Here is an 18,632-nt window from a genome sequence, read left to right on the forward strand (position 1 = left end):
CATGAGCGGCGGCGCGCAGGCACAGCATCGGACGCGGCTGCGGCTGCACGTGCGCGGCGCCGTGCAGGGCGTCGGCTTTCGCCCCTATGTCTATGGGCTGGCGACCCGCTACCGGCTCGGCGGCTTCGTCGCCAACGACCCGCAGGGAGTCCTGATCGAGGTCGAGGGCGACCACGCCGCTGATTTTGTCGACGCGCTCCCGCGGCAGATGCCGCCGCTGGCGCGCATCGATGATATCGCAGTGGAGCATGTCGCGCCTGCGGCGAGCGCCGCGTTCCAGATTCGCGAGAGCGGACGCGGACGGGTCGCCACGCGGATCACGCCTGACGCCGCCACCTGTCCGCAATGTCTCGCCGAGCTGTTCGATCCCGATAGCCGTTTTTATCTTTATCCCTTCGTGACCTGTACCGATTGCGGGCCGCGCTTCACCATCGCCGAACGGCTGCCCTACGACCGCGCCACCACCGCGATGAAGGCATTTGCATTGTGCGAGGCTTGCTCGGCTGATTACGCGGATCCTGCCGGCCGACGCTTTCATGCCGAGGCGATCTCGTGCCCGCGCTGCGGGCCGCGATTGAGCCATGACCTCGAGGAGATTGCGGCAGCGCTAGAGGACGGCCGCATCGTCGCGATCAAAGGACTGGGTGGCTATCAGCTGCTCTGCGATGCGCGTAACGAGGCGGCGGTTCGTTGCCTGAGGGCGCGCAAGCAGCGCGACCAGAAGCCGTTCGCGGTGATGGTGGCGGATGCAGCCGCGGTGGCCGGGATCGCCGATGTCGATGCCACCGAGCGCGCATTGCTGGAGACGGTGGCGCGGCCGATCGTGCTGCTGCGATCGCGCCCCGGTTTGGCACCATCGATTGCCCCCGGGCTTGTCAGGATCGGGGTGATGCTGCCGGTCGCGCCGCTGCATCATCTGATCTTCCATGCGCTCAACGCGCGCAGCAGGTCGAGCGATGCCGCGCATTGGGCGCTCGTCTGCACCAGCGCCAACATCAGCGGCGAGCCGCTCCTGATCGACAATGCGGAGGCCGGGCGGCGGCTGGCCGGCATCGCCGATCTGGTCGTGACCCATGACCGCGACATCGTCACTCGCGCCGACGATTCCGTCGTGTCGGTCGTGGCCGGGCAGCCGCATTTCATCCGCCGCGCGCGCGGCTATGTGCCCGAGCCAATAAGGCTTGCGCGCAAGGTGCCGTCCGTTCTCGCAGTCGGCGGGCACTTGAAATCGACCGTCACTCTCACGCGCGGCGATGAGGCCTTTGTCTCCCAGCATATCGGTGATCTCGATACCGTCGCCGCCATCCGCTTCTTCGAAGAGACGATCGCGCATCTCACGCACGTGCTCGACGTCGAGCCGGTGGCGGTCGCACATGATCTGCATCCCGACATGGCCTCGACGCGCTTTGCCGACGCAAGCGGGCGCCCGACCATCGCGGTCCAGCATCATCATGCCCATGCCGCTTCGGTCATGGCGGAACATGGTCACACCGGACCCGCGATTGCGCTGGTGCTGGACGGCTACGGCTATGGCTCCGACGGCGGCAACTGGGGCGGCGAGCTGTTGCTCTGCGGCGGCGCAAGCTTTCGCCGCATCGGCCATCTGGCCGCGCTGAAAATGCCCGGAGGCGATCGCGCCGCGCGCGAGCCCTGGCGGATGGCGGCGGCGTTGCTGCATGGACTCGACCGCAGTGACGAGATCCCGCGCCGCTTTTCAGCCCATGCGCAGGCGCAGTATCTGCCGTCACTGCTTGAGAGGTCGGACACGCCGGTCACAACCAGTGCGGGCCGGTTGTTCGATGCTGCCGCCGGGCTGCTCGGGATCTGTCCGTTGCAGAGCTACGAGGGCGAAGCCGCGATGAAGCTCGAAGCATTGGTACGCGAAACGTCGATATGCGATCGCGGTTGGGAGGTTACTGACGGCGTGCTGTCGCTGCGCCCCTTGTTCGAGCGCCTGCTGGCGGACGCGACGGCCCCGGTCGACGCCGCCGGCCTGTTTCACGGCACCTTCGCCGCCGCCTGCGTCGACTGGGTCGTGCGTGCCGCGCGTCCGCTGAACATGTCCGACATCGTGTTGAGCGGCGGCTGCTTCCTGAATGCGCATCTGACAGGGCAGATCGAACGCGGCTGCCGGGCCGCTGGCTTGAACCCGCTGCGGCCGCGCCGTCTGCCGCCGAACGACGGCGGCTTGAGTCTGGGGCAGGCTTGGATCGCGGCCCTCACACTTGCCACTGTGCCACCACATCTCGGAGGATCGACCTGATGTGCCTAGCCATTCCCGCTGAGGTGATCGAGTTTTTAGCCGACGACATGGCGATCGTCTCGATCGATGGTGTCCGCAAGGAGGTCTCGGTCGCGCTGGTCGAGGACCTCGCGGTCGGCGACTATGTCATCCTCCATGTTGGCCACGCGCTGGCCAAGATCGATCCGGCCGAGGCTCAGGAGACGCTCGATCTGCTGCGGCAGCTCGGCGAATATGCAGAGGCGCAGCCATGAAATATTCTGACGAGTTTCGCGACAAGCAAATTGCGACCGGACTGGCGCGGGCGATCCGCGCCAAGGCCGACCCGCAGAGATCTTATCGTTTCATGGAGTTCTGTGGCGGGCACACGCACGCGATCGCCCGCTATGGCCTCGAAGACATGCTGCCGGACAATATTAGGATGATTCATGGCCCGGGCTGTCCGGTCTGCGTGCTGCCGGCGGGGCGCATCGACATGGCGATCCAACTCGCCGAGCGGCCCGAAATCATCCTTTGCGTCTATGGCGACCTGATGCGGGTGCCGGGCTCGCGCGGCGCCTCGCTGTTGCGGGCAAAGGCGCGCGGCGCCGACATCCGCATGGTCTATTCGACGCTCGATGCGATCAGGATTGCCGAAGACAATCCAGCGCGTGAAATCGTGTTCTTTGCGATCGGCTTCGAAACCACGACGCCGCCGACGGCGGTCATGATCAGGCTCGCGGACAAGAAGGGCCTTACGAATTTCAGCGTGTTCTGCAATCACGTGCTGACGCCGCCGGCAATGCGCGCGATCCTCGACAGCGAGAACCCGGTCGAGATCGACGGTTTCGTAGGACCTGCGCATGTGTCGACCGTGATCGGCACCGCGCCCTACGAGCCCTTTGCAGAGGGTGACGGCAAGCCGGTGGTGATCGCAGGCTTCGAACCGCTCGACATGATGCAGGCGATCCTGATGCTGGTCGATCAGGTCAATGACGGACGCCACGAGGTCGAAAACCAATATCGTCGCGCCGTCACCCGCGTCGGCAATCAGCGCGCCAAGGCCGATGTGGCCGACATCTTCGCGCTGCGCGAGACGTTCGAATGGCGCGGCCTGGGCACGATCCCGCACAGCGGGCTGAAGCTGAGCCCGGCCTTTGCCCGATTCGATGCTGAGCTGCGCTTTGCGGTTGACGAAAAGATCGTGGCCGACAATCCCGCCTGCGAATGCCCGGCGATCCTGCGCGGCTTGAAGAAGCCGGTCGACTGCAAATTGTTCGGCACCGCCTGCACGCCTGAGACCCCGGTTGGTTCCTGCATGGTCTCGTCGGAAGGCGCCTGCGCCGCGCACTGGACCTATGGCCGCTTCCGCGACCATCAGCGGAGGCTTGCGTCATGAGCATGCCGCAGCGCCGGCTCGACTTGAAGAACGGTTGTGTCGATCTGTCCCACGGCGCCGGCGGGCGGGCGATGGGACAGCTCATTTCAGGTCTTTTCCACGAAGCCTTTGGCAACGAATGGCTGGCGCGCGGCAACGACCAGTCGGCCTTCGATGTGCCGGCCGGCCGCATGGTGATGACGACCGACGGCTACGTCGTCTCGCCCTTGTTCTTTCCGGGCGGCAACATCGGCTCGCTGGCTGTGCACGGCACCGTCAACGACATCGCGATGGCCGGCGCCCGGCCGCTCTATCTCTCGGCGAGCTTCATCATCGAGGAGGGATTTGGCCTCGCCGATCTGAAGCGAGTTGCCGACGCGATGGGGGAGGCAGCGCGGTCAGCCGGCATCGCGATCATCACCGGTGATACCAAGGTGGTCGAGCGCGGCAAGGCCGATGGTCTGTTCATTTCGACCGCTGGCGTCGGCGTGCTGCCCGAGGGGTTCGATCTGTCGGCCGACAAGGCGCGCCCCGGCGATCGTGTCCTGCTGTCGGGTAGCCTCGGGGATCACGGCGTCGCCATCATGTCGAAGCGACAGAACCTCGCCTTCGACACCGAGATCCTGTCCGACTCTGCAGCCCTGCACGAGCTTGTCGCGGCTATGATTACAGCAGGCGGGCAGGGCATCCGGCTGATGCGCGATCCCACCCGCGGCGGCCTTGCTGCAACCATGAACGAGATCGCCCAGCAGTCGCGGCTGGGCTTCCGCCTGGAGGAAGAGGCGATCCCGGTCAAGCCTGCGGTGGCCGCGGCCTGCGAGCTGCTTGGGCTCGATCCGCTCAATGTCGCCAATGAAGGCAAGCTGGTCGCGGTGGTCGCGCCGGATGTGGCGGACTCTGTCCTGGCGGCAATGAAGGCCCATCCGCTCGGGCGGGATGCCGCCGAAATCGGCGAAGCGGTTGCGGACGACCACCGCTTCGTCCAAATGGCGACGAGCTTCGGCGGCGGGCGGATCGTCGACTGGCTGTCGGGCGAGCAGTTGCCAAGGATCTGTTGACGAATCTGTTGAAGGATCTGTTGAGACCGAAGATGAGCGTGCAGGGCACGATACTGATCGTCGATGACGAGGTCCGCTCGCAGGAGGCGCTGCGGCGCGTCCTCGATCAGGATTTCGAGGTGCTCTGCGCCGGCAATACCGCGGATGCCGAGAAGCTGCTGGAAGGCGAGATCGTGCACGCCGTCATCTGCGACCAGCGCATGCCGCAGGAGTCCGGCGTCAGCTTCCTGAAGCGCGTCCGCGAGCTGTGGCCTGATCCGGTCCGCATGATCATTTCCGGCTACTCGGATTCGGAAGACATCATCGCCGGCCTGAACGAGGCCGGGATCTACCAATACATCACCAAGCCATGGCAGCCGGAGCGCCTGATCGAGATCGTGCGCGAAGCGGTCCAGCTGTACCGGCTGCAGAAGGAAACCGAGACGGCGGGCGTCGACGTCAAGGCGCGGCCTTCGCACGTCAAGAAGGTGGTCTCGGTCAAACGCGGCGCCGCCAAGCAGCTCTATGACTTCGACCGCATCCTGCACTCGCCTGACAGTCCGATGCGCGGCGTCATCGAGCTCGGCCGACGGGCGGCGGATTACGACATCTCGGTGCTGATCACCGGCGAATCCGGTACCGGCAAGGAGCTGCTGGCGCGCGCCATCCACTATGGCTCCGCGCGTGCCACCAAGGCTTTCGTCATCCAGAACTGCGGTGCACTGCCGGACGAATTGCTGGAAAGCGAGCTATTCGGCTGCAAGAAGGGGGCGTTCACCGGCGCCTATCAGGACCGGATCGGCCTGTTCGAGGTCGCGGACGGCGGCACCATCTTCCTCGACGAGATCGGCGAGACCTCGCCCGCCTTTCAGGTCAAGCTCTTGCGGGTGCTGCAGGAGAGCGAGATCAGGCCGCTCGGCGCGCAGCGGGTGCGCAAGGTCGATGTCCGTGTGGTGGCGGCCACCAACCGCGATCTCGAGGCTGAGGTCGAGGCCGGCCGGTTCCGGCGGGACCTCTACTACCGGCTTGCGGCGTTCCCCGTGCATATGCCGGCGTTGCGCGACCGTCCCATGGATATCCCGCTGATTGCTGAAGGCGTGCTGTCGGCGGTCAAGGTTTCGTTCAATCGGCCGAATCTGCGCTTCGCGTCGGCGGCGCTGGAGGATTTTTCCAGATATCACTGGCCGGGCAATGTGCGCGAGCTGCAGAACGAGATCCAGCGCATGGCCGTGCTGGCCGACGCCGATGAACTGCGCTGTCCGCCATTCGCCGGGCGCCGCACTCCGCGCCGGGCGTCGCCGGCGGCCAATGGCCAGCTGAACGGTTCCGCAACCCTCAAGGACAAGGTGGAAGATCTCGAAAAGGCTGTCATCATCAATTATCTGGAGAAATATGAAGGTAATATCAGCCGGGTCGCGAACGAGCTTGGCCTGTCGCGCGTGGGCCTGCGCAACAAATTGTCCCGATACGATCTGAGAAAAAATGGCAAAGGCGACGTCCTCTCCTGAGATGCCCGGTTCGGAAACGCTGCTGAAGCTGATTGCCGGCCGCGGCTCGCTGGAATTCGACAGTGAGCGCGAAGGCGTCTGGATCGAAGTCATCCGCAAGATGGATGAGGTCTATTCCGATCTCCTCCGCTACGAGGTCGATCTCGAGCACAAGAATGCCGAGCTCGAGGAGGCGCAGGCTTTCGTCACCAATGTGATCGAATCCGTCTCGGACATCCTGGTGGTGTGCGACGCCAGGGGAGCGGTGCAGCAGGCCAATTCCGCATTTCAGCAGACCTCCGGCCGTGCAATGCAGGAGATCACGGGCGGCAATATCGCCGACCTGATCGACCGCGAGGACAGGGCCAGGCTGGCGCCACTGCTGAAACCCCGTGCCGCCGCGGAGGTCGTCGACAGCGAGCTGCGCTTCGTCAACGAGCAAGGCAGCTCGGACCTGTTCGCGATCAACAGCTCGCCCCGGCATGATCACCGCGGCCGCTTCATCGGCGTCGTGTTGACGGGCCGGCCGATCGGCGAGCTCCGTCGCGCTTATGAGGCTCTGCACAAGGCGCACCGGGAGCTGCAGCGCGCACAGCGGCAGCTGGTCGAGCAGGAGAAGATGGCGAGCCTCGGCCGCCTTGTTGCCGGCGTCGCCCATGAGCTGAACAACCCGATCAGCTTTGTCTACGGCAACATTCACACCCTGATGCGCTATCGGACCGCGCTCACGACCTATCTCGACGCGATCCATGAGCGGCCGCTGCCGGCCGAGGTCGCCGAACTCAAGGGTAAGCTTAGGATCGACGCGATCCTGGCGGATTTCGGCTCGCTGATCGATGGCACGCTGGAAGGTGCGGTTCGCATCAGCGAGATCGTCAAGAACCTGCGCCGGCTGTCATTCTCCAAACTCGGCGAGGTCGAGCGGGTCGATATCGAGCGGCTGATCAACACGGCGGTGCTCTGGGCGGTCCGGACCAAGCAGCGCCATCTCGACGTTCAGATCGATGTCGCGCCGGACCTCTGGATCTCCGGCAATGAAGGCCAGTTGCATCAAGTGGTCGTCAATCTGGTCGAGAACGCCATTGATGCCATGCGCGCGACCGAAGCGCCGCGGCTGGTGGTGTCTGCCCAGCGCGAGGGCAACGAGATCCTGTTCAAAGTGTCCGACAATGGCCCCGGCATCGATCAGGATCATCTGAGCCATATCTTCGAGCCGTTCTTCACCACCAAGCGCGTGGGCGAGGGGACCGGGCTTGGGCTCTGGATCAGCTATGGCATCGTGCGTGAGCATGGCGGCGAGCTCGTCGCTGCCAACGGGCCTGAAGGCGGGGCGATTTTCTCGTTCGCGCTGCCCGCAGCCTGATAGCGGTCGGCACGACCGACGGACCAGGCCGCAACGCGGTTTGTGGGCTTCTCCTCCAGGATGCGCTTCACCGAGCGTGAGCACTGTCCGCATTGGACGGCGCAGCCGAGGCAGTCATAGACCTGCGCCGGCGATCCGAACGCGAGATCGGTCGTGGTGACGATGTTGCGGATCGCGTGGTCGGTGATGACGTTGCAGGAACAGATGATCATGGGTTCGATGTCCAGCTTCTGCAACTGATAAGCAACAAGAGTGCCAGCCGCCAACGGGACAGCAGCAGGGCTTGCTGGTGGATTTGGAATCGATCTAGAGACGGAGGCAAACGTCGATTCTGCCGCTGCTTTTGTCGATGATAGCGCAGAATAAGCGGGATCAGGGCTTCGAGTCCGCCGCGTGAAGCGGCGCGGGAGCAACGCCGGCTGCGCGATGCTGCTGCACGGCCGTCAGTGTGGCTTGCGCGATGCCACGTCCGCGCCGATCGATCCCGGTCCATTGCGCATCGCGACCGCGGGGATCGACTTCGAGGAGCTTGACACCGGCCGGCACATCGCTGCCGTCGCGGACGATCCCGCGGAGTATTCCGTCATAAGGCGCTGTCAGCGGCGCGCCCGACAGGTGGCCGACGACAAAGCCCTTGTAGATGCGGGTGCCGATTTCGACCGGCGTGTGCCAGCGGCCTTCATAGGGCGAATAGACGAAGCGCTCGGCGCCGACATCGCCCAGCAGGGCGGGGGCGCTGTCGGCTGTTGCGGTCCAGCCCTGGCGCATGATCTGTCCGCTTTGCGCCGGCCTGGTCTCAATCGCAACGTCGCAATTGGCTGACGGAGAAAATCCGGGTCCCAGTCCGATTGACAGGCGCGTCAGGCCCCTCAGGTCGGGCGTGATGTCGCGCTTCTGCATGCGCGCGTCCACCAGGACGTCGATCTCTCGCACCGGCAACAAATCGAGTAATCCAAGCCAGGTCACAAGCACGTGCCGCGGCGCGCGCAACGCATTGAAAACGTCGACGCTGCCCTCGATGCGCTCGCCGATCACATTCTCGACCCGCGCGAAATCGGTGAACAACGCGTCATGGAAAGCCATCCTACGACGCATCACCGGCGGGTTGGGATCGTGCGAGAGCACCACGCAGTATCCGGCGCGATGCAGATAGACGGCGACGGCCGACGCGATTTCGTTCGTGCCGAGAATGACAGCGAGCCTGACGGCGCTCAATCCCATCGAAAAGGCCCTGCAGCGTCGAACGTCTCACGCAGTGTGGTTGGAAAGTAGATTGGCAAAACCTGATTGTCAGAACGTGAGCAAGACTTGGACCACATCCATAGGACTGGAACTAGCGGCTAGACTTCAACGGGTTACCCGAAGATCCGTCACGAATTCGACGAGCGGCATGTTCCAAACCAGCCAGGCTGTCGCAAATCCGACAGGCCCGGGAGATGTTGCGCCGTGTTTTTTGCTGGCCCAAATCCTGCAGTTTTACCGCAAGACCATCGCGCCGCATCTCGTGGCCGCAGGTCGATATCTGAAGCACAACGCGGGAGCGGGTGTGAGTCTCGATCTCGAACATGACGAGCGGCCAGCGGACGCTGAAGCGGTGCCGTTGTCGTGCCCATTTCACGGCGATGCTCTCTCCACCGAGATGGGAGGGCAACAAGAGCAGAAGACGATGGTGTTGACCGGCGGTTCGCGCGGGATCGGGCACGCCACGGCCAAGTTATTCTCCGACGCAGGCTGGCGGATCATCACCTGCTCGCGGCAGCCGTTCGATGGCGGCCGCTGTCCGTGGGACGCCGGTCCCGACAATCACGTTCAGGTCGATCTCAGTGATCGCCAGGCGGTGCCGCGCGCTATCACCGATATCAAGGCGCGGCTGGCGGGGGCCCCGTTGCATGCATTGATCAACAATGCCGCGATCTCGCCGAAGGCGGCGGACGGCTCCCGGCTCGATTCACTGTCCACCTCGGTCGAAGCCTGGATGACCGTCTTTCATGTCAATTTTCTCGGGCCCATCCTGCTCGCGCGCGGAGTGTTCGACGAATTGAAGCGCGGGCAGGGAGCGGTGGTCAATGTGACCTCGATCGTGGGCTCCCGCGTCCATCCCTTCGCCGGCACCGCCTATGCGACCTCGAAGGCGGCGCTCGCGTGTCTCACGCGTGAGATGGCCCACGACTTCGCGCCGCATGGCATCCGCGTCAACGCGATCGCGCCCGGTGAAATCAAGACGGAGATGGTGTCACCGGAGACCGAGGCGCGTTTCTCGCCGCTGATCCCGATGCGCCGTATCGGCACGCCGGACGAGGTCGCGAAAGTGATCTTCTTTCTCTGCTCGGACGCGGCGAGCTATGTGACCGGCGAGGAGATCCAGATCAATGGCGGCCAGCATCTCTAGTTGCATTTGCGAGGCGTTCCGATCTGCCACAAGCCGTTCGATTGAATGACGGAATCGACCTGATAAGAGCAAATTTGTCCTGTCGGTCCTCGACCATGCGGCGATGCGGTCGAGGCCGCCTCCGTGCGCGCGCGTGCGGCGCTAACATCATGAAAGCCCTGCAACTTTTCTGGTCTGTGTTTGCCCACTCATTCTGCGGCGGTGCAGCAAAGTTAGGCACGACAATCAGTAGCTGATGAGCGAGGATGTTAGAACGCCTACAAAATCCGGGCGATCCGCTGGGGCGTCCGTGACGCATAGAGATGCGACCATGATCCATACGGAAGCACTGAAGCTCGAAGCTCAAGACACGCGGTCCAACGCAGCTCCGATCCCGCTCAGTGAGATCGCACTGACCGGTATCTTCGAGATCTCGAAAATTCTCGCCGCACCGACGCGACTCGAAATCACCCTCGCCAATGTCGTCAACCTGCTGCAGTCGTTCATGCAGATGCGCCATGGCGTGGTGTCGTTGCTGGCGGATGACGGTATTCCTGATATCGCGGTGGGCGCCGGTTGGAGCGAGGGCAGCGATCAGCGCTACCGCGAACGTCTGCCGCAAAAGGCGCTCGATCAGATCGTTGCCACCGCCGTGCCGCTGATTGCGGAGAATGTGGCCGACCATTCGGCGTTCAGTGAAGCCGACGTTGCGGTGCTCGGTGCCGGTTCTGACGTGCGCGTATCCTTCCTCGGCGTGCCGATCCGGATCGACCAGAAGGTGGTGGGAACGTTAACCATCGATCGGGTCTGGGACGGACGGGCGGTCTTCCGCCTCGACGCCGATGTGCGCTTCCTGACAATGGTGGCGAACCTGATCGGTCAGACCATTAAGCTGCACCGAGTGGTCGCGCGCGACCGCGAGCGGCTGATGGCGGAAAGCCATCGGCTGCAGAAGGAGTTGTCGGAGCTGAAGCCGGCGCCAAAGGATCGCAAGAAGGTGCTGGTCGAGGGCATCGTCGGCGACAGCCCGGCGCTGCGTACACTGCTCGACAAGATCAACGTGGTCGCCAAGTCGAACGCGCCGGTGCTGTTGCGCGGCGAATCCGGCACCGGCAAGGAATTGGTCGCCAAAGCCATCCACGAATTGTCGGCGCGGGCCAAGCGCCCCTTCATAAAGATCAACTGCGCGGCGCTGCCGGAGACCGTGCTCGAATCCGAACTGTTTGGTCACGAGAAGGGGGCGTTCACCGGCGCGATCAATGCCCGCAAGGGCCGCTTTGAGCTGGCCGACAAGGGCACTCTTTTCCTGGACGAGATCGGTGAGATCTCGCCGGCATTCCAGGCCAAGCTGCTGCGCGTCTTGCAGGAGCAGGAGTTCGAGCGCGTGGGCGGCAACCAGACCATCAAGGTCGATGTTCGCATCGTCACCGCGACTAACCGCAACCTCGAAGAGGCGGTGTCGCGCAACGAGTTCCGCGCCGACCTCTACTACCGCATCAGCGTGGTTCCAATCCGGCTGCCGCCCTTGCGCGAACGCCGCAGCGACATTCCGCAGCTCGCCTGCGAATTCCTGCGGCGCTTCAACACCGAAAATAACCGCAACCTGAACTTCGACGTCAGCGCGATCGATGTTCTCATGCATTGTGGTTTCCCCGGCAACGTCCGCGAACTCGAGAACTGCGTGCAGCGCACGGCGACCATGGCGGCGGGGCCATCGATCGTGATGGAGGATTTCGCCTGCAGCCGCGACGAATGCATGTCGGCGATCCTCTGGAAGGGCAATTCCGATCTGCCTGCGCCGCGATCGCAGCCATTGGTGCCGCTACCAATCATGCCGCGTGCGAAAGCGCCGATTGAGCCGCCGGTTCGCGAAATTGAACCCGTGGACGACGAGGCGGCGGGCGAGATCGCCGACCTCAACGATGAGGCCGGACTGATCGACCGCGACCGGATCGTGCAGGCGATGGAGCGTTGCGGCTGGGTCCAGGCGAAAGCTGCGCGGCTGCTTGGGCTCACGCCGCGGCAGATCGGCTACGCCCTGAAGAAGTATAATATCGAGGTCAAACGGTTCTGATGTGGTGGGGGCCGCGCCGAGCGCGGTCCATTTGCCCCACGCATCCCAATTTCGATTGGTAGCTCACGCGCCGTGAATGGCGCGTGATTTTTTTGCGGACGACGCATCTTGCATCCGAACTATTGATCAGACTGGCGATGCTGTCGGACTTGCGACATGTCGGGAGCGCGACAGCCCGGCTCCCCAAAGCAGTTTAGAATAATCCTGAAATATCAACCGCATGACCTCTGGCATGCGGCTTGAAAGACCTCCTCCTGAATGACGTCGTCCGATGTCGCTAATCGCGGGGAGCGGTTCATGGCCTACAAGATCATCGCTTCGCAATGCACGGTCTGCGGTGCCTGCGAATTCGAATGTCCGAATGCAGCCATCCGGCTGAAGAACGACATGTACATCATCGATCCCAAGAAGTGCACCGAGTGCGAAGGGCATTTCGACGCGCCGCAATGCGCCGCCGTCTGTCCGGTCCCGGACACCTGCGTGCCTGCCTGACGCAACGGCGTGGTGAGGGAAGAGAAGCGGAGTGAGGCATGGCAGCCGTTCAAGAGACCATCGATCGGGTCAAGGGTATCGACGTCGATCAGTATCGGTACGGATTTGAGACCCTCATCGAGTCGGAGAAGGCTCCCAAAGGCCTCTCGGAAGACACGATCCGCTTCATCTCGGCCAAGAAGAACGAGCCTGCCTGGATGCTGCAATGGCGGCTGGAGGCCTATCGCCGCTGGCTGACCATGGAGGAGCCGACCTGGGCCCGCGTCGGCTACCCCAAGATCGATTATCAGGATCTCTATTACTACGCCGCCCCGAAGCCGAAGAAGAAGGTTGCGTCGCTGGAGGAGATCGATCCGGAGATCCTGAAGACCTATGAGAAGCTCGGCATTCCCCTGCGCGAGGTCGAGATCCTCGAAGGCGTGGAGCGGCCGGCGGGCGAGGCCGACGGCGAGACTGTAGCGCCGCGCAGCAAGATCGCGGTCGACGCGGTGTTCGACTCGGTCTCGGTCGCGACCACGTTCAAGGAGGAACTGAAGAAGGCCGGCGTGATCTTCATGCCGATCTCGGAGGCGATCCGCGAGTATCCGGAACTGGTGCAGAAATATCTCGGCAGTGTGGTGCCGACTTCAGACAACTATTTCGCTACCCTCAACTCGGCGGTGTTCTCGGACGGCTCCTTCGTCTATGTGCCGGAGGGCGTGCGCTGTCCGATGGAGCTGTCGACTTATTTCCGTATCAACGAACGCAACACTGGCCAGTTCGAGCGCACGCTGATCATCGCCGACAAGGGCGCCTATGTCAGCTATCTCGAAGGCTGCACCGCGCCGCAGCGCGACGAGAACCAGCTGCATGCGGCGGTCGTCGAGCTCGTTGCGCTCGATGACGCCGAGATCAAATATTCGACGGTGCAGAACTGGTATCCAGGAAACGCCGAAGGCGTCGGCGGTATCTACAACTTCGTCACCAAGCGCGGCGACTGCCGCGGCGCCAATTCGAAGATATCCTGGACCCAGGTCGAGACGGGTTCGGCGATCACCTGGAAATATCCGAGCTGCATCCTGCGCGGCGATAATTCGCGCGGCGAGTTCTACTCGATCGCGATCTCGAACGGCTACCAGCAGGTCGATAGCGGCACCAAGATGATCCATCTCGGCAAGAACACGACCAGCCGGATCATCTCCAAGGGCATCGCGGCCGGCAAGTCGCAGAACACCTATCGTGGGCTCGTGACCGCGCATCGCAAGGCAAGCGGCGCGCGCAATTTCACCGCCTGCGACTCGCTCTTGATCGGCGACAAATGCGGCGCACACACCGTGCCTTACATCGAGGCCAAGAACTCGTCCGCCGTGTTCGAGCATGAGGCGACGACCTCGAAGATCTCCGAGGACGTGCTGTTCTACTGCATCCAGCGCGGGCTGAGCCAAGAGGAGGCCGTCGGCCTCGTCGTCAACGGCTTCGTCAAGGATGTCTTGCAGCAGCTGCCAATGGAGTTCGCGGTCGAGGCACAGAAGTTGATCTCGATCTCGCTCGAGGGATCGGTTGGATAAGAGAAGCGCCGCCAGGCAGCAAGAGAAGGAGTGTTCGATGACGGCCTTGCTCGAAATCAAGGGACTCCACGCCGAGATCGCCGGCGGGCGGAAGATCATCCAGGGTCTGGATCTCACCGTGAACAAGGGCGAGATCCACGCCATCATGGGACCGAATGGTGCCGGAAAGTCCACGCTCTCTTATGTGCTCGCGGGCAAGCCGGGCTACGAGGTGACGGCCGGCGAGGTCTATCTCAATGGCGAAGATCTGCTGGCAATGGGGCCGGATGAGCGCGCCGCCAAAGGCGTGTTCCTGGCCTTTCAGTATCCGTTGGAAATTCCGGGGGTAGCAACGCTGACATTCCTGCGCACCGCGTTCAACGCGCAGCGCAAGGCGCGCGGCGAGGAAGAGCTGTCATCGCCCGATCTCTTGAAGCGCGTCCGCGAGATCGCCAAGACGCTCAACATCGATGCTGACATGCTGAAGCGGCCGCTCAATGTCGGCTTCTCCGGCGGCGAGAAGAAGCGCAATGAGACGCTGCAGATGGCGTTGCTGCAGCCGCAGCTCTGCGTGCTCGACGAGACCGATTCCGGTCTCGACATCGACGCGCTGAAGGTGGTGGCGAACGGCGTCAATGCGCTGCGCTCGGCTGGGCGCGGCATGATCGTGATCACCCATTATCAGCGGCTGCTCGACTATATCGTGCCCGACATCGTGCACGTGTTCGCGGCCGGGCGCATCGTCCGCACCGGCGACAAGGAGCTGGCGCGGGAGCTGGAGGCGACCGGCTACGCGCAATATCAGAGCGAAGCGGCATAAGGTCGAGGGCAGGGTTATGGGCATTGCCATCCGCAAGACCAAGGCCGAGCTGGGATTGGCCGATCTCTATCAGACCGCGCGCAAATTCCTGCCAGGCGGGGACGAGGTCTCCGCAGTGCGCTCTGCCGCCTTTGACCGCTTCAATGCCGTCGGCCTGCCGCACCGGCGGGTCGAGGCCTGGAAATACACCGATCTGCGCGGACAGATGAAGGAAGCCAAGCGGCTGGCCTCGCTCCCGGACGACGCCGCAAAGGCGAAGGCGCGTGAGGCGCAGGATCTGTTCGCCGGCGCAGGATTCCGCCGCCTGATGATCGTGGACGGCGCCTTCCTCACTGAGTTGTCCGATCTCGCCGATCTCGAGCCCGGCCTGACCATCCATGCGATGGCAGACGCCCTCGCATCCGACCAGCCGCTGCTGTCGCAGCGCCTCGGCGCCGTCGTTCCCGAGGACGATCCGGCGCTGGTCCTGAATACTGCGCTGGCGGCCAACGGCGTCGTGATCTGCGTCGCGCCAGGCACCGCGCTGGCGCGGCCGATTCATGTGGCGTTCGTGACCACCAACTGGGTGGCGACCTCGATGTTCACCCGCTCGCTTGTCAATATCGGCGGCGGGGCCAGCGCGACGATCATCGAGACCCATCAGGGGCCCGACCGCTCGGACTATCAGGTGAACACCGCGATGCAGCTCGTTGTCGGCGACGAGGCGCGCATCGACCACATCAAGGTGACGCGCGAAGGGGATGGCGCGTTGCACATCGCCTCGCTGCTCGCGAATGTCGGCGCGCGGGCAAGCTTCAACCAGCTTGGCTTCGTGCTCGGCGGCGCCGTTGTTCGCAACCAGCTCTTCCTCCGGCTGGCCGGCGAAGGCACTGTAGCCGACATCAAGGGGGCCAGTCTGCTCAAAGGCGCCCAGCATGCCGACGCGACCTTGTCGATCGAGCATGCCGCGGCGGAGTGCCAGAGCCGTGAGACCTTCAAGGCTGTGGTCGACGACACCGCGCGCGCGGTGTTCCAGGGCAAGATCACGGTCAGCCCGGGCGCGCAGAAGACCGACGCCAAGATGATGTCGCGCGCGCTGCTCCTGTCCGACGAGGCCGAGGCTGACAGCAAGCCGGAGCTCGAGATCTTCGCCGATGACGTCCAATGCGGCCACGGCACCACCACCGGTGCGATCGACGAGGAGCTGAGGTTCTATCTGATGGCGCGCGGCATTCCCGCGAAGGAGGCGGAAGCGCTGCTGATCCAGGCCTTCGTTGGCGAGGTCATCGAGGGCGCCGCTGATGAGCGCGTCAAGGATGCACTGACGGATCTGATGCTGGGCTGGCTCGGGCGGCGGGAGTAGGCGATGCATGCGGCGGTGAACGGAGACGGCTATGATGTCGGCCGGGTCCGTGAGGACTTCCCGATTCTGGACCTGCAGGTGCATGGCAAGCGGCTGGTCTATCTCGACAACGCGGCCTCGGCGCAAAAACCGAAGGCCGTGCTGGACCGGATGAACCAGGTCTACACGTCCGAATACGCCAACGTGCATCGCGGGCTGCATTACCTCGCCAATGCGGCGACCGAAGCCTATGAGGGCGCGCGTGCCAAGGTCGCCGGCTTCCTCAACGCTGCAAGCCCCGAGGAGATCGTCTTCACCCGCGGTGCGACCGAGGCGGTCAATCTGGTGGCGCAGACCTTCGGGCGCGAGCGGATCGGGCCGGGCGACGAGATCGTGCTCTCGATCATGGAGCACCACGCCAACATTGTCCCGTGGCACTTCCTGCGGGAGCGGCACGGCGCCGTGCTCAAATGGGCCCCCGTCGACGACGACGGCAACTTCCTGCTGGACGAGTTCGAGAAGCTGCTGTCACCGCGCACCAAGATGGTCGCGATCACCCAGATGTCGAATGTGCTGGGGACGGTGGTGCCGGTCAAGGAGGTGATCGCGATCGCACATCGTAGAGGCATCCCGGTGCTGGTCGACGGCTCGCAGGGGGCCGTGCATCTGGAGGTCGATGTCCGCGATCTCGATGCCGACTTCTACTGCATCACCGGCCACAAGATCTACGGGCCGACCGGCATCGGCGCGCTCTACGGCAAGCGCGAGCTCCTGGCCGCGATGCCGCCGTTCAACGGCGGCGGCGAGATGATCCGCGAGGTCAGCCGCGACTGGGTCACCTATGGCGATCCGCCGCACCGCTTCGAGGCCGGCACGCCGCCGATCGTGGAGGCGGCAGGCCTGGGCGCGGCGATCGACTATGTGGCCTCGATCGGCAAGCAGCGGATTGCGGCGCATGAGCGCGATCTGGTTACCTATGCGACGGAGCAGCTGCGCGAGATCAACTCGCTTCGCATCATCGGCAATGCCGCCGACAAGGGCGCGATCGTCTCGTTCGAGATGCAGGGCGCGCACGCGCATGATTTCGCCACCGTGATCGATCGCTCCGGCGTTGCGGTACGGGCAGGCACGCATTGCGCGATGCCGCTGATGGAGCGCTTCGGCGTCACCGCGACCTGCCGCGCCTCCTTTGCGATGTACAACACCCGCGATGAGGTCGACGCGCTGGTGCGTGCGTTGAAGAAGGCCCAGGAGTTCTTCTCGTAGCATCGCGTTAGCGCGGAACAGTGCGTAGAAGCCGTGTCGGAGCGATGCCAATCGATGCGCCCTCTCCCCTTGCGGGAGAGGGCAGCGCCGGCGGCGGCCTCGGACTCGCTCGGGTGAGGGGTGTGTCTCCGCGAACTATTATCTGCTGATTTCGCCGAGAGAAACCCCTCACCCGTCAGCCTTCGGCTGCCACCCTCTCCCACAAGGGGGAGAGGGTGCACCGAACGCGCGGCCACATGTGCGCCAATCAAACAATGAAAACTAAGCCCCCGCCAGCGCGGCCTGCGCGTCGGCCCTGATGCGGCCGACCATCGAGCGGAAGCCGTTCGAGCGCTGCGGCGTCAGATGCTCGCGCAGGCCGAGCTTCTCGAACAACGCGATCGGATCCGCGCTCAAGATCTCGGAAGCCCTGCGGCCCGAGACCATCGCAAGCAGGATCGCGACCAGTCCGCGGACGATATGGGCGTCGCTGTCCCCGATGAAGTCGAGCACGGGGCCGTCGGGACCACGCTCCACGGCGGTCGCGAGCCAGACCTGGCTGGTGCAGCCCTGAACCTTGTTGGCATCGGTGCGATCGGCGTCCGGCAGCGGAACGAGCCCGCGGCCGAGCTCGATGACGTAGCGATAGCGGTCGTCCCAATCGTCGAGCAGCGAGAAGTTCTCGATGATGTCGTCGATATCGGGCGTGCCGGTGCCGGCGGTCTGGGCCATCTTGAGCATCGTGATTGTCCTCGTCATCGGTCGCTTGCAGAGGAAAGCAAACTCCGTACCGCGCATAGGCTGTGCCGACGCGCGTCTCGTTCCCGCTGCTGATCGGGTGTCGCCGCGTGGCTCGGATGCGACGCTCCAGACCGTTGTGTCGTTTCGGACAGCGCGCCGCAGGCGCGTTGGGTGAGACCCTTCGATGTCGGGTTTGCAACAAGCTGCTTTGCGTCCGAACGAATTCTGCATCCCCTTCAAACTATGCACGTTTTAACGATTCTAAAGGTCTGGCATGGGGGTTGCAAAACTGGTTGCCAGGCAAAGGTTGAGGGCTGAGTGCACGCCGACGCTTCGGACGAGCGATGCTCTCCTTCCCAATAACCCGTCTGCCGGTTCGAACAGAGAGGACACGGTCTCGTCATGCCAGGGGCATGGGGGACATTGGCAATCGGTTGATGGAGAGCAGAATGTCACTGCGACAAATCGCATTCTACGGCAAAGGCGGCATCGGCAAGTCGACGACGTCGCAAAACACCTTGGCGGCGCTGGCTCAGATGGGTCATCGGATCCTGATCGT

General features: G+C 63.8%; 17 protein-coding genes. 14 read left to right on the forward strand and 3 right to left on the reverse strand.

Going from position 1 to position 18,632, the window contains the following annotated elements; genetic code table 11:
- Position 1 precedes the first annotated feature (1 nt).
- The 6 genes from hypF to ACQR1W_RS38840 are packed head-to-tail and all read left to right on the forward strand — an operon-like array spanning position 2 to position 7,486.
- Positions 2-2,263 (forward strand): carbamoyltransferase HypF, encoded by a 2,262-nt coding sequence (gene hypF / locus ACQR1W_RS38815; protein WP_434855699.1) that lies wholly within the window; start codon positions 2-4, stop codon positions 2,261-2,263.
- Positions 2,263-2,496, forward strand: coding sequence for a HypC/HybG/HupF family hydrogenase formation chaperone (locus ACQR1W_RS38820; RefSeq protein ID WP_434855700.1), 234 nt, complete (start codon positions 2,263-2,265; stop codon positions 2,494-2,496). The genes hypF and ACQR1W_RS38820 overlap by 1 nt, the downstream gene beginning before the upstream one ends.
- Entirely contained in the window at positions 2,493-3,620 is a 1,128-nt protein-coding gene (gene hypD / locus ACQR1W_RS38825) for a hydrogenase formation protein HypD (protein WP_434855701.1), read from the forward strand. The genes ACQR1W_RS38820 and hypD overlap by 4 nt, the downstream gene beginning before the upstream one ends.
- Positions 3,617-4,657, forward strand: a complete 1,041-nt coding sequence (hypE, locus tag ACQR1W_RS38830) for a hydrogenase expression/formation protein HypE (protein ID WP_434855702.1) — start codon at positions 3,617-3,619, stop codon at positions 4,655-4,657. The genes hypD and hypE overlap by 4 nt, the downstream gene beginning before the upstream one ends.
- A 32-nt stretch (positions 4,658-4,689) precedes the next feature.
- Positions 4,690-6,144, forward strand: coding sequence for a sigma-54-dependent transcriptional regulator (locus ACQR1W_RS38835; RefSeq protein ID WP_434855703.1), 1,455 nt, complete (start codon positions 4,690-4,692; stop codon positions 6,142-6,144).
- The gene (locus tag ACQR1W_RS38840; protein ID WP_434855704.1) at positions 6,119-7,486 is read left to right on the forward strand and encodes a sensor histidine kinase; all 1,368 of its coding nucleotides are present in this window, start codon (positions 6,119-6,121) and stop codon (positions 7,484-7,486) included. Before ACQR1W_RS38835 ends, ACQR1W_RS38840 begins: the two co-directional genes overlap by 26 nt.
- On the opposite strand, the gene ACQR1W_RS38845 is transcribed toward ACQR1W_RS38840, so the two are convergent.
- Together ACQR1W_RS38845 and ACQR1W_RS38850 are read right to left on the reverse strand one after the other, a co-directional pair.
- The gene (locus tag ACQR1W_RS38845) at positions 7,393-7,698 is read right to left on the reverse strand and encodes a (2Fe-2S)-binding protein (protein ID WP_434855705.1); all 306 of its coding nucleotides are present in this window, start codon (positions 7,696-7,698) and stop codon (positions 7,393-7,395) included. The two genes, ACQR1W_RS38840 and ACQR1W_RS38845, sit on opposite strands and share 94 nt — an antisense overlap.
- 160 nt (positions 7,699-7,858) lie before the next feature.
- The gene (locus tag ACQR1W_RS38850; RefSeq protein WP_434855706.1) at positions 7,859-8,707 is read right to left on the reverse strand and encodes a xanthine dehydrogenase; all 849 of its coding nucleotides are present in this window, start codon (positions 8,705-8,707) and stop codon (positions 7,859-7,861) included.
- A gap of 325 nt (positions 8,708-9,032) precedes the next feature.
- Here ACQR1W_RS38850 and ACQR1W_RS38855 point away from each other — a divergent pair, with 325 nt between their 5' ends.
- The 7 genes from ACQR1W_RS38855 (at position 9,033) to ACQR1W_RS38885 (ending at position 17,353) form a co-directional block, all read left to right on the forward strand.
- Complete coding sequence (locus tag ACQR1W_RS38855) at positions 9,033-9,875, forward strand: SDR family NAD(P)-dependent oxidoreductase (RefSeq protein WP_434855721.1); 843 nt, start codon at positions 9,033-9,035, stop codon at positions 9,873-9,875.
- Between the two features lie 310 nt (positions 9,876-10,185).
- Positions 10,186-11,928 carry a nif-specific transcriptional activator NifA gene (nifA, locus tag ACQR1W_RS38860; RefSeq protein ID WP_008973559.1) on the forward strand — a complete coding sequence of 581 codons (1,743 nt, stop codon included), beginning with the start codon at positions 10,186-10,188 and terminating at the stop codon, positions 11,926-11,928.
- A gap of 297 nt (positions 11,929-12,225) precedes the next feature.
- Complete coding sequence (locus ACQR1W_RS38865) at positions 12,226-12,420, forward strand: 4Fe-4S dicluster domain-containing protein (RefSeq protein ID WP_008961670.1); 195 nt, start codon at positions 12,226-12,228, stop codon at positions 12,418-12,420.
- A 38-nt stretch (positions 12,421-12,458) separates the two neighbouring features.
- Positions 12,459-13,967, forward strand: coding sequence for a Fe-S cluster assembly protein SufB (sufB, locus tag ACQR1W_RS38870; protein ID WP_434855707.1), 1,509 nt, complete (start codon positions 12,459-12,461; stop codon positions 13,965-13,967).
- Positions 13,968-14,004: 37 nt separating this feature from the next.
- Positions 14,005-14,766 carry a Fe-S cluster assembly ATPase SufC gene (gene sufC / locus ACQR1W_RS38875; protein ID WP_434855708.1) on the forward strand — a complete coding sequence of 254 codons (762 nt, stop codon included), beginning with the start codon at positions 14,005-14,007 and terminating at the stop codon, positions 14,764-14,766.
- Positions 14,767-14,782: 16 nt separating this feature from the next.
- Entirely contained in the window at positions 14,783-16,108 is a 1,326-nt protein-coding gene (sufD, locus tag ACQR1W_RS38880; RefSeq protein ID WP_434855709.1) for a Fe-S cluster assembly protein SufD, read from the forward strand.
- Positions 16,109-16,111: 3 nt separating this feature from the next.
- Positions 16,112-17,353 (forward strand): cysteine desulfurase, encoded by a 1,242-nt coding sequence (locus ACQR1W_RS38885; protein WP_434855710.1) that lies wholly within the window; start codon positions 16,112-16,114, stop codon positions 17,351-17,353.
- 261 nt (positions 17,354-17,614) lie between these two features.
- Here the strand turns inward: ACQR1W_RS38885 and ACQR1W_RS38890 are convergent, their stop codons facing one another.
- Complete coding sequence (locus ACQR1W_RS38890; protein ID WP_434855711.1) at positions 17,615-18,073, reverse strand: SufE family protein; 459 nt, start codon at positions 18,071-18,073, stop codon at positions 17,615-17,617.
- 437 nt (positions 18,074-18,510) lie between these two features.
- Between ACQR1W_RS38890 and ACQR1W_RS38895 the strand changes: the two genes are divergently transcribed.
- Positions 18,511-18,632, forward strand: a 122-nt coding sequence (locus ACQR1W_RS38895; RefSeq protein ID WP_434855722.1) for an ArsA-related P-loop ATPase, incomplete at its 3' end; no start/stop codon positions are given.

It is taken from the genome of Bradyrhizobium sp. HKCCYLS1011, from assembly GCF_051167795.1.
Taxonomy (GTDB): domain Bacteria; phylum Pseudomonadota; class Alphaproteobacteria; order Rhizobiales; family Xanthobacteraceae; genus Bradyrhizobium.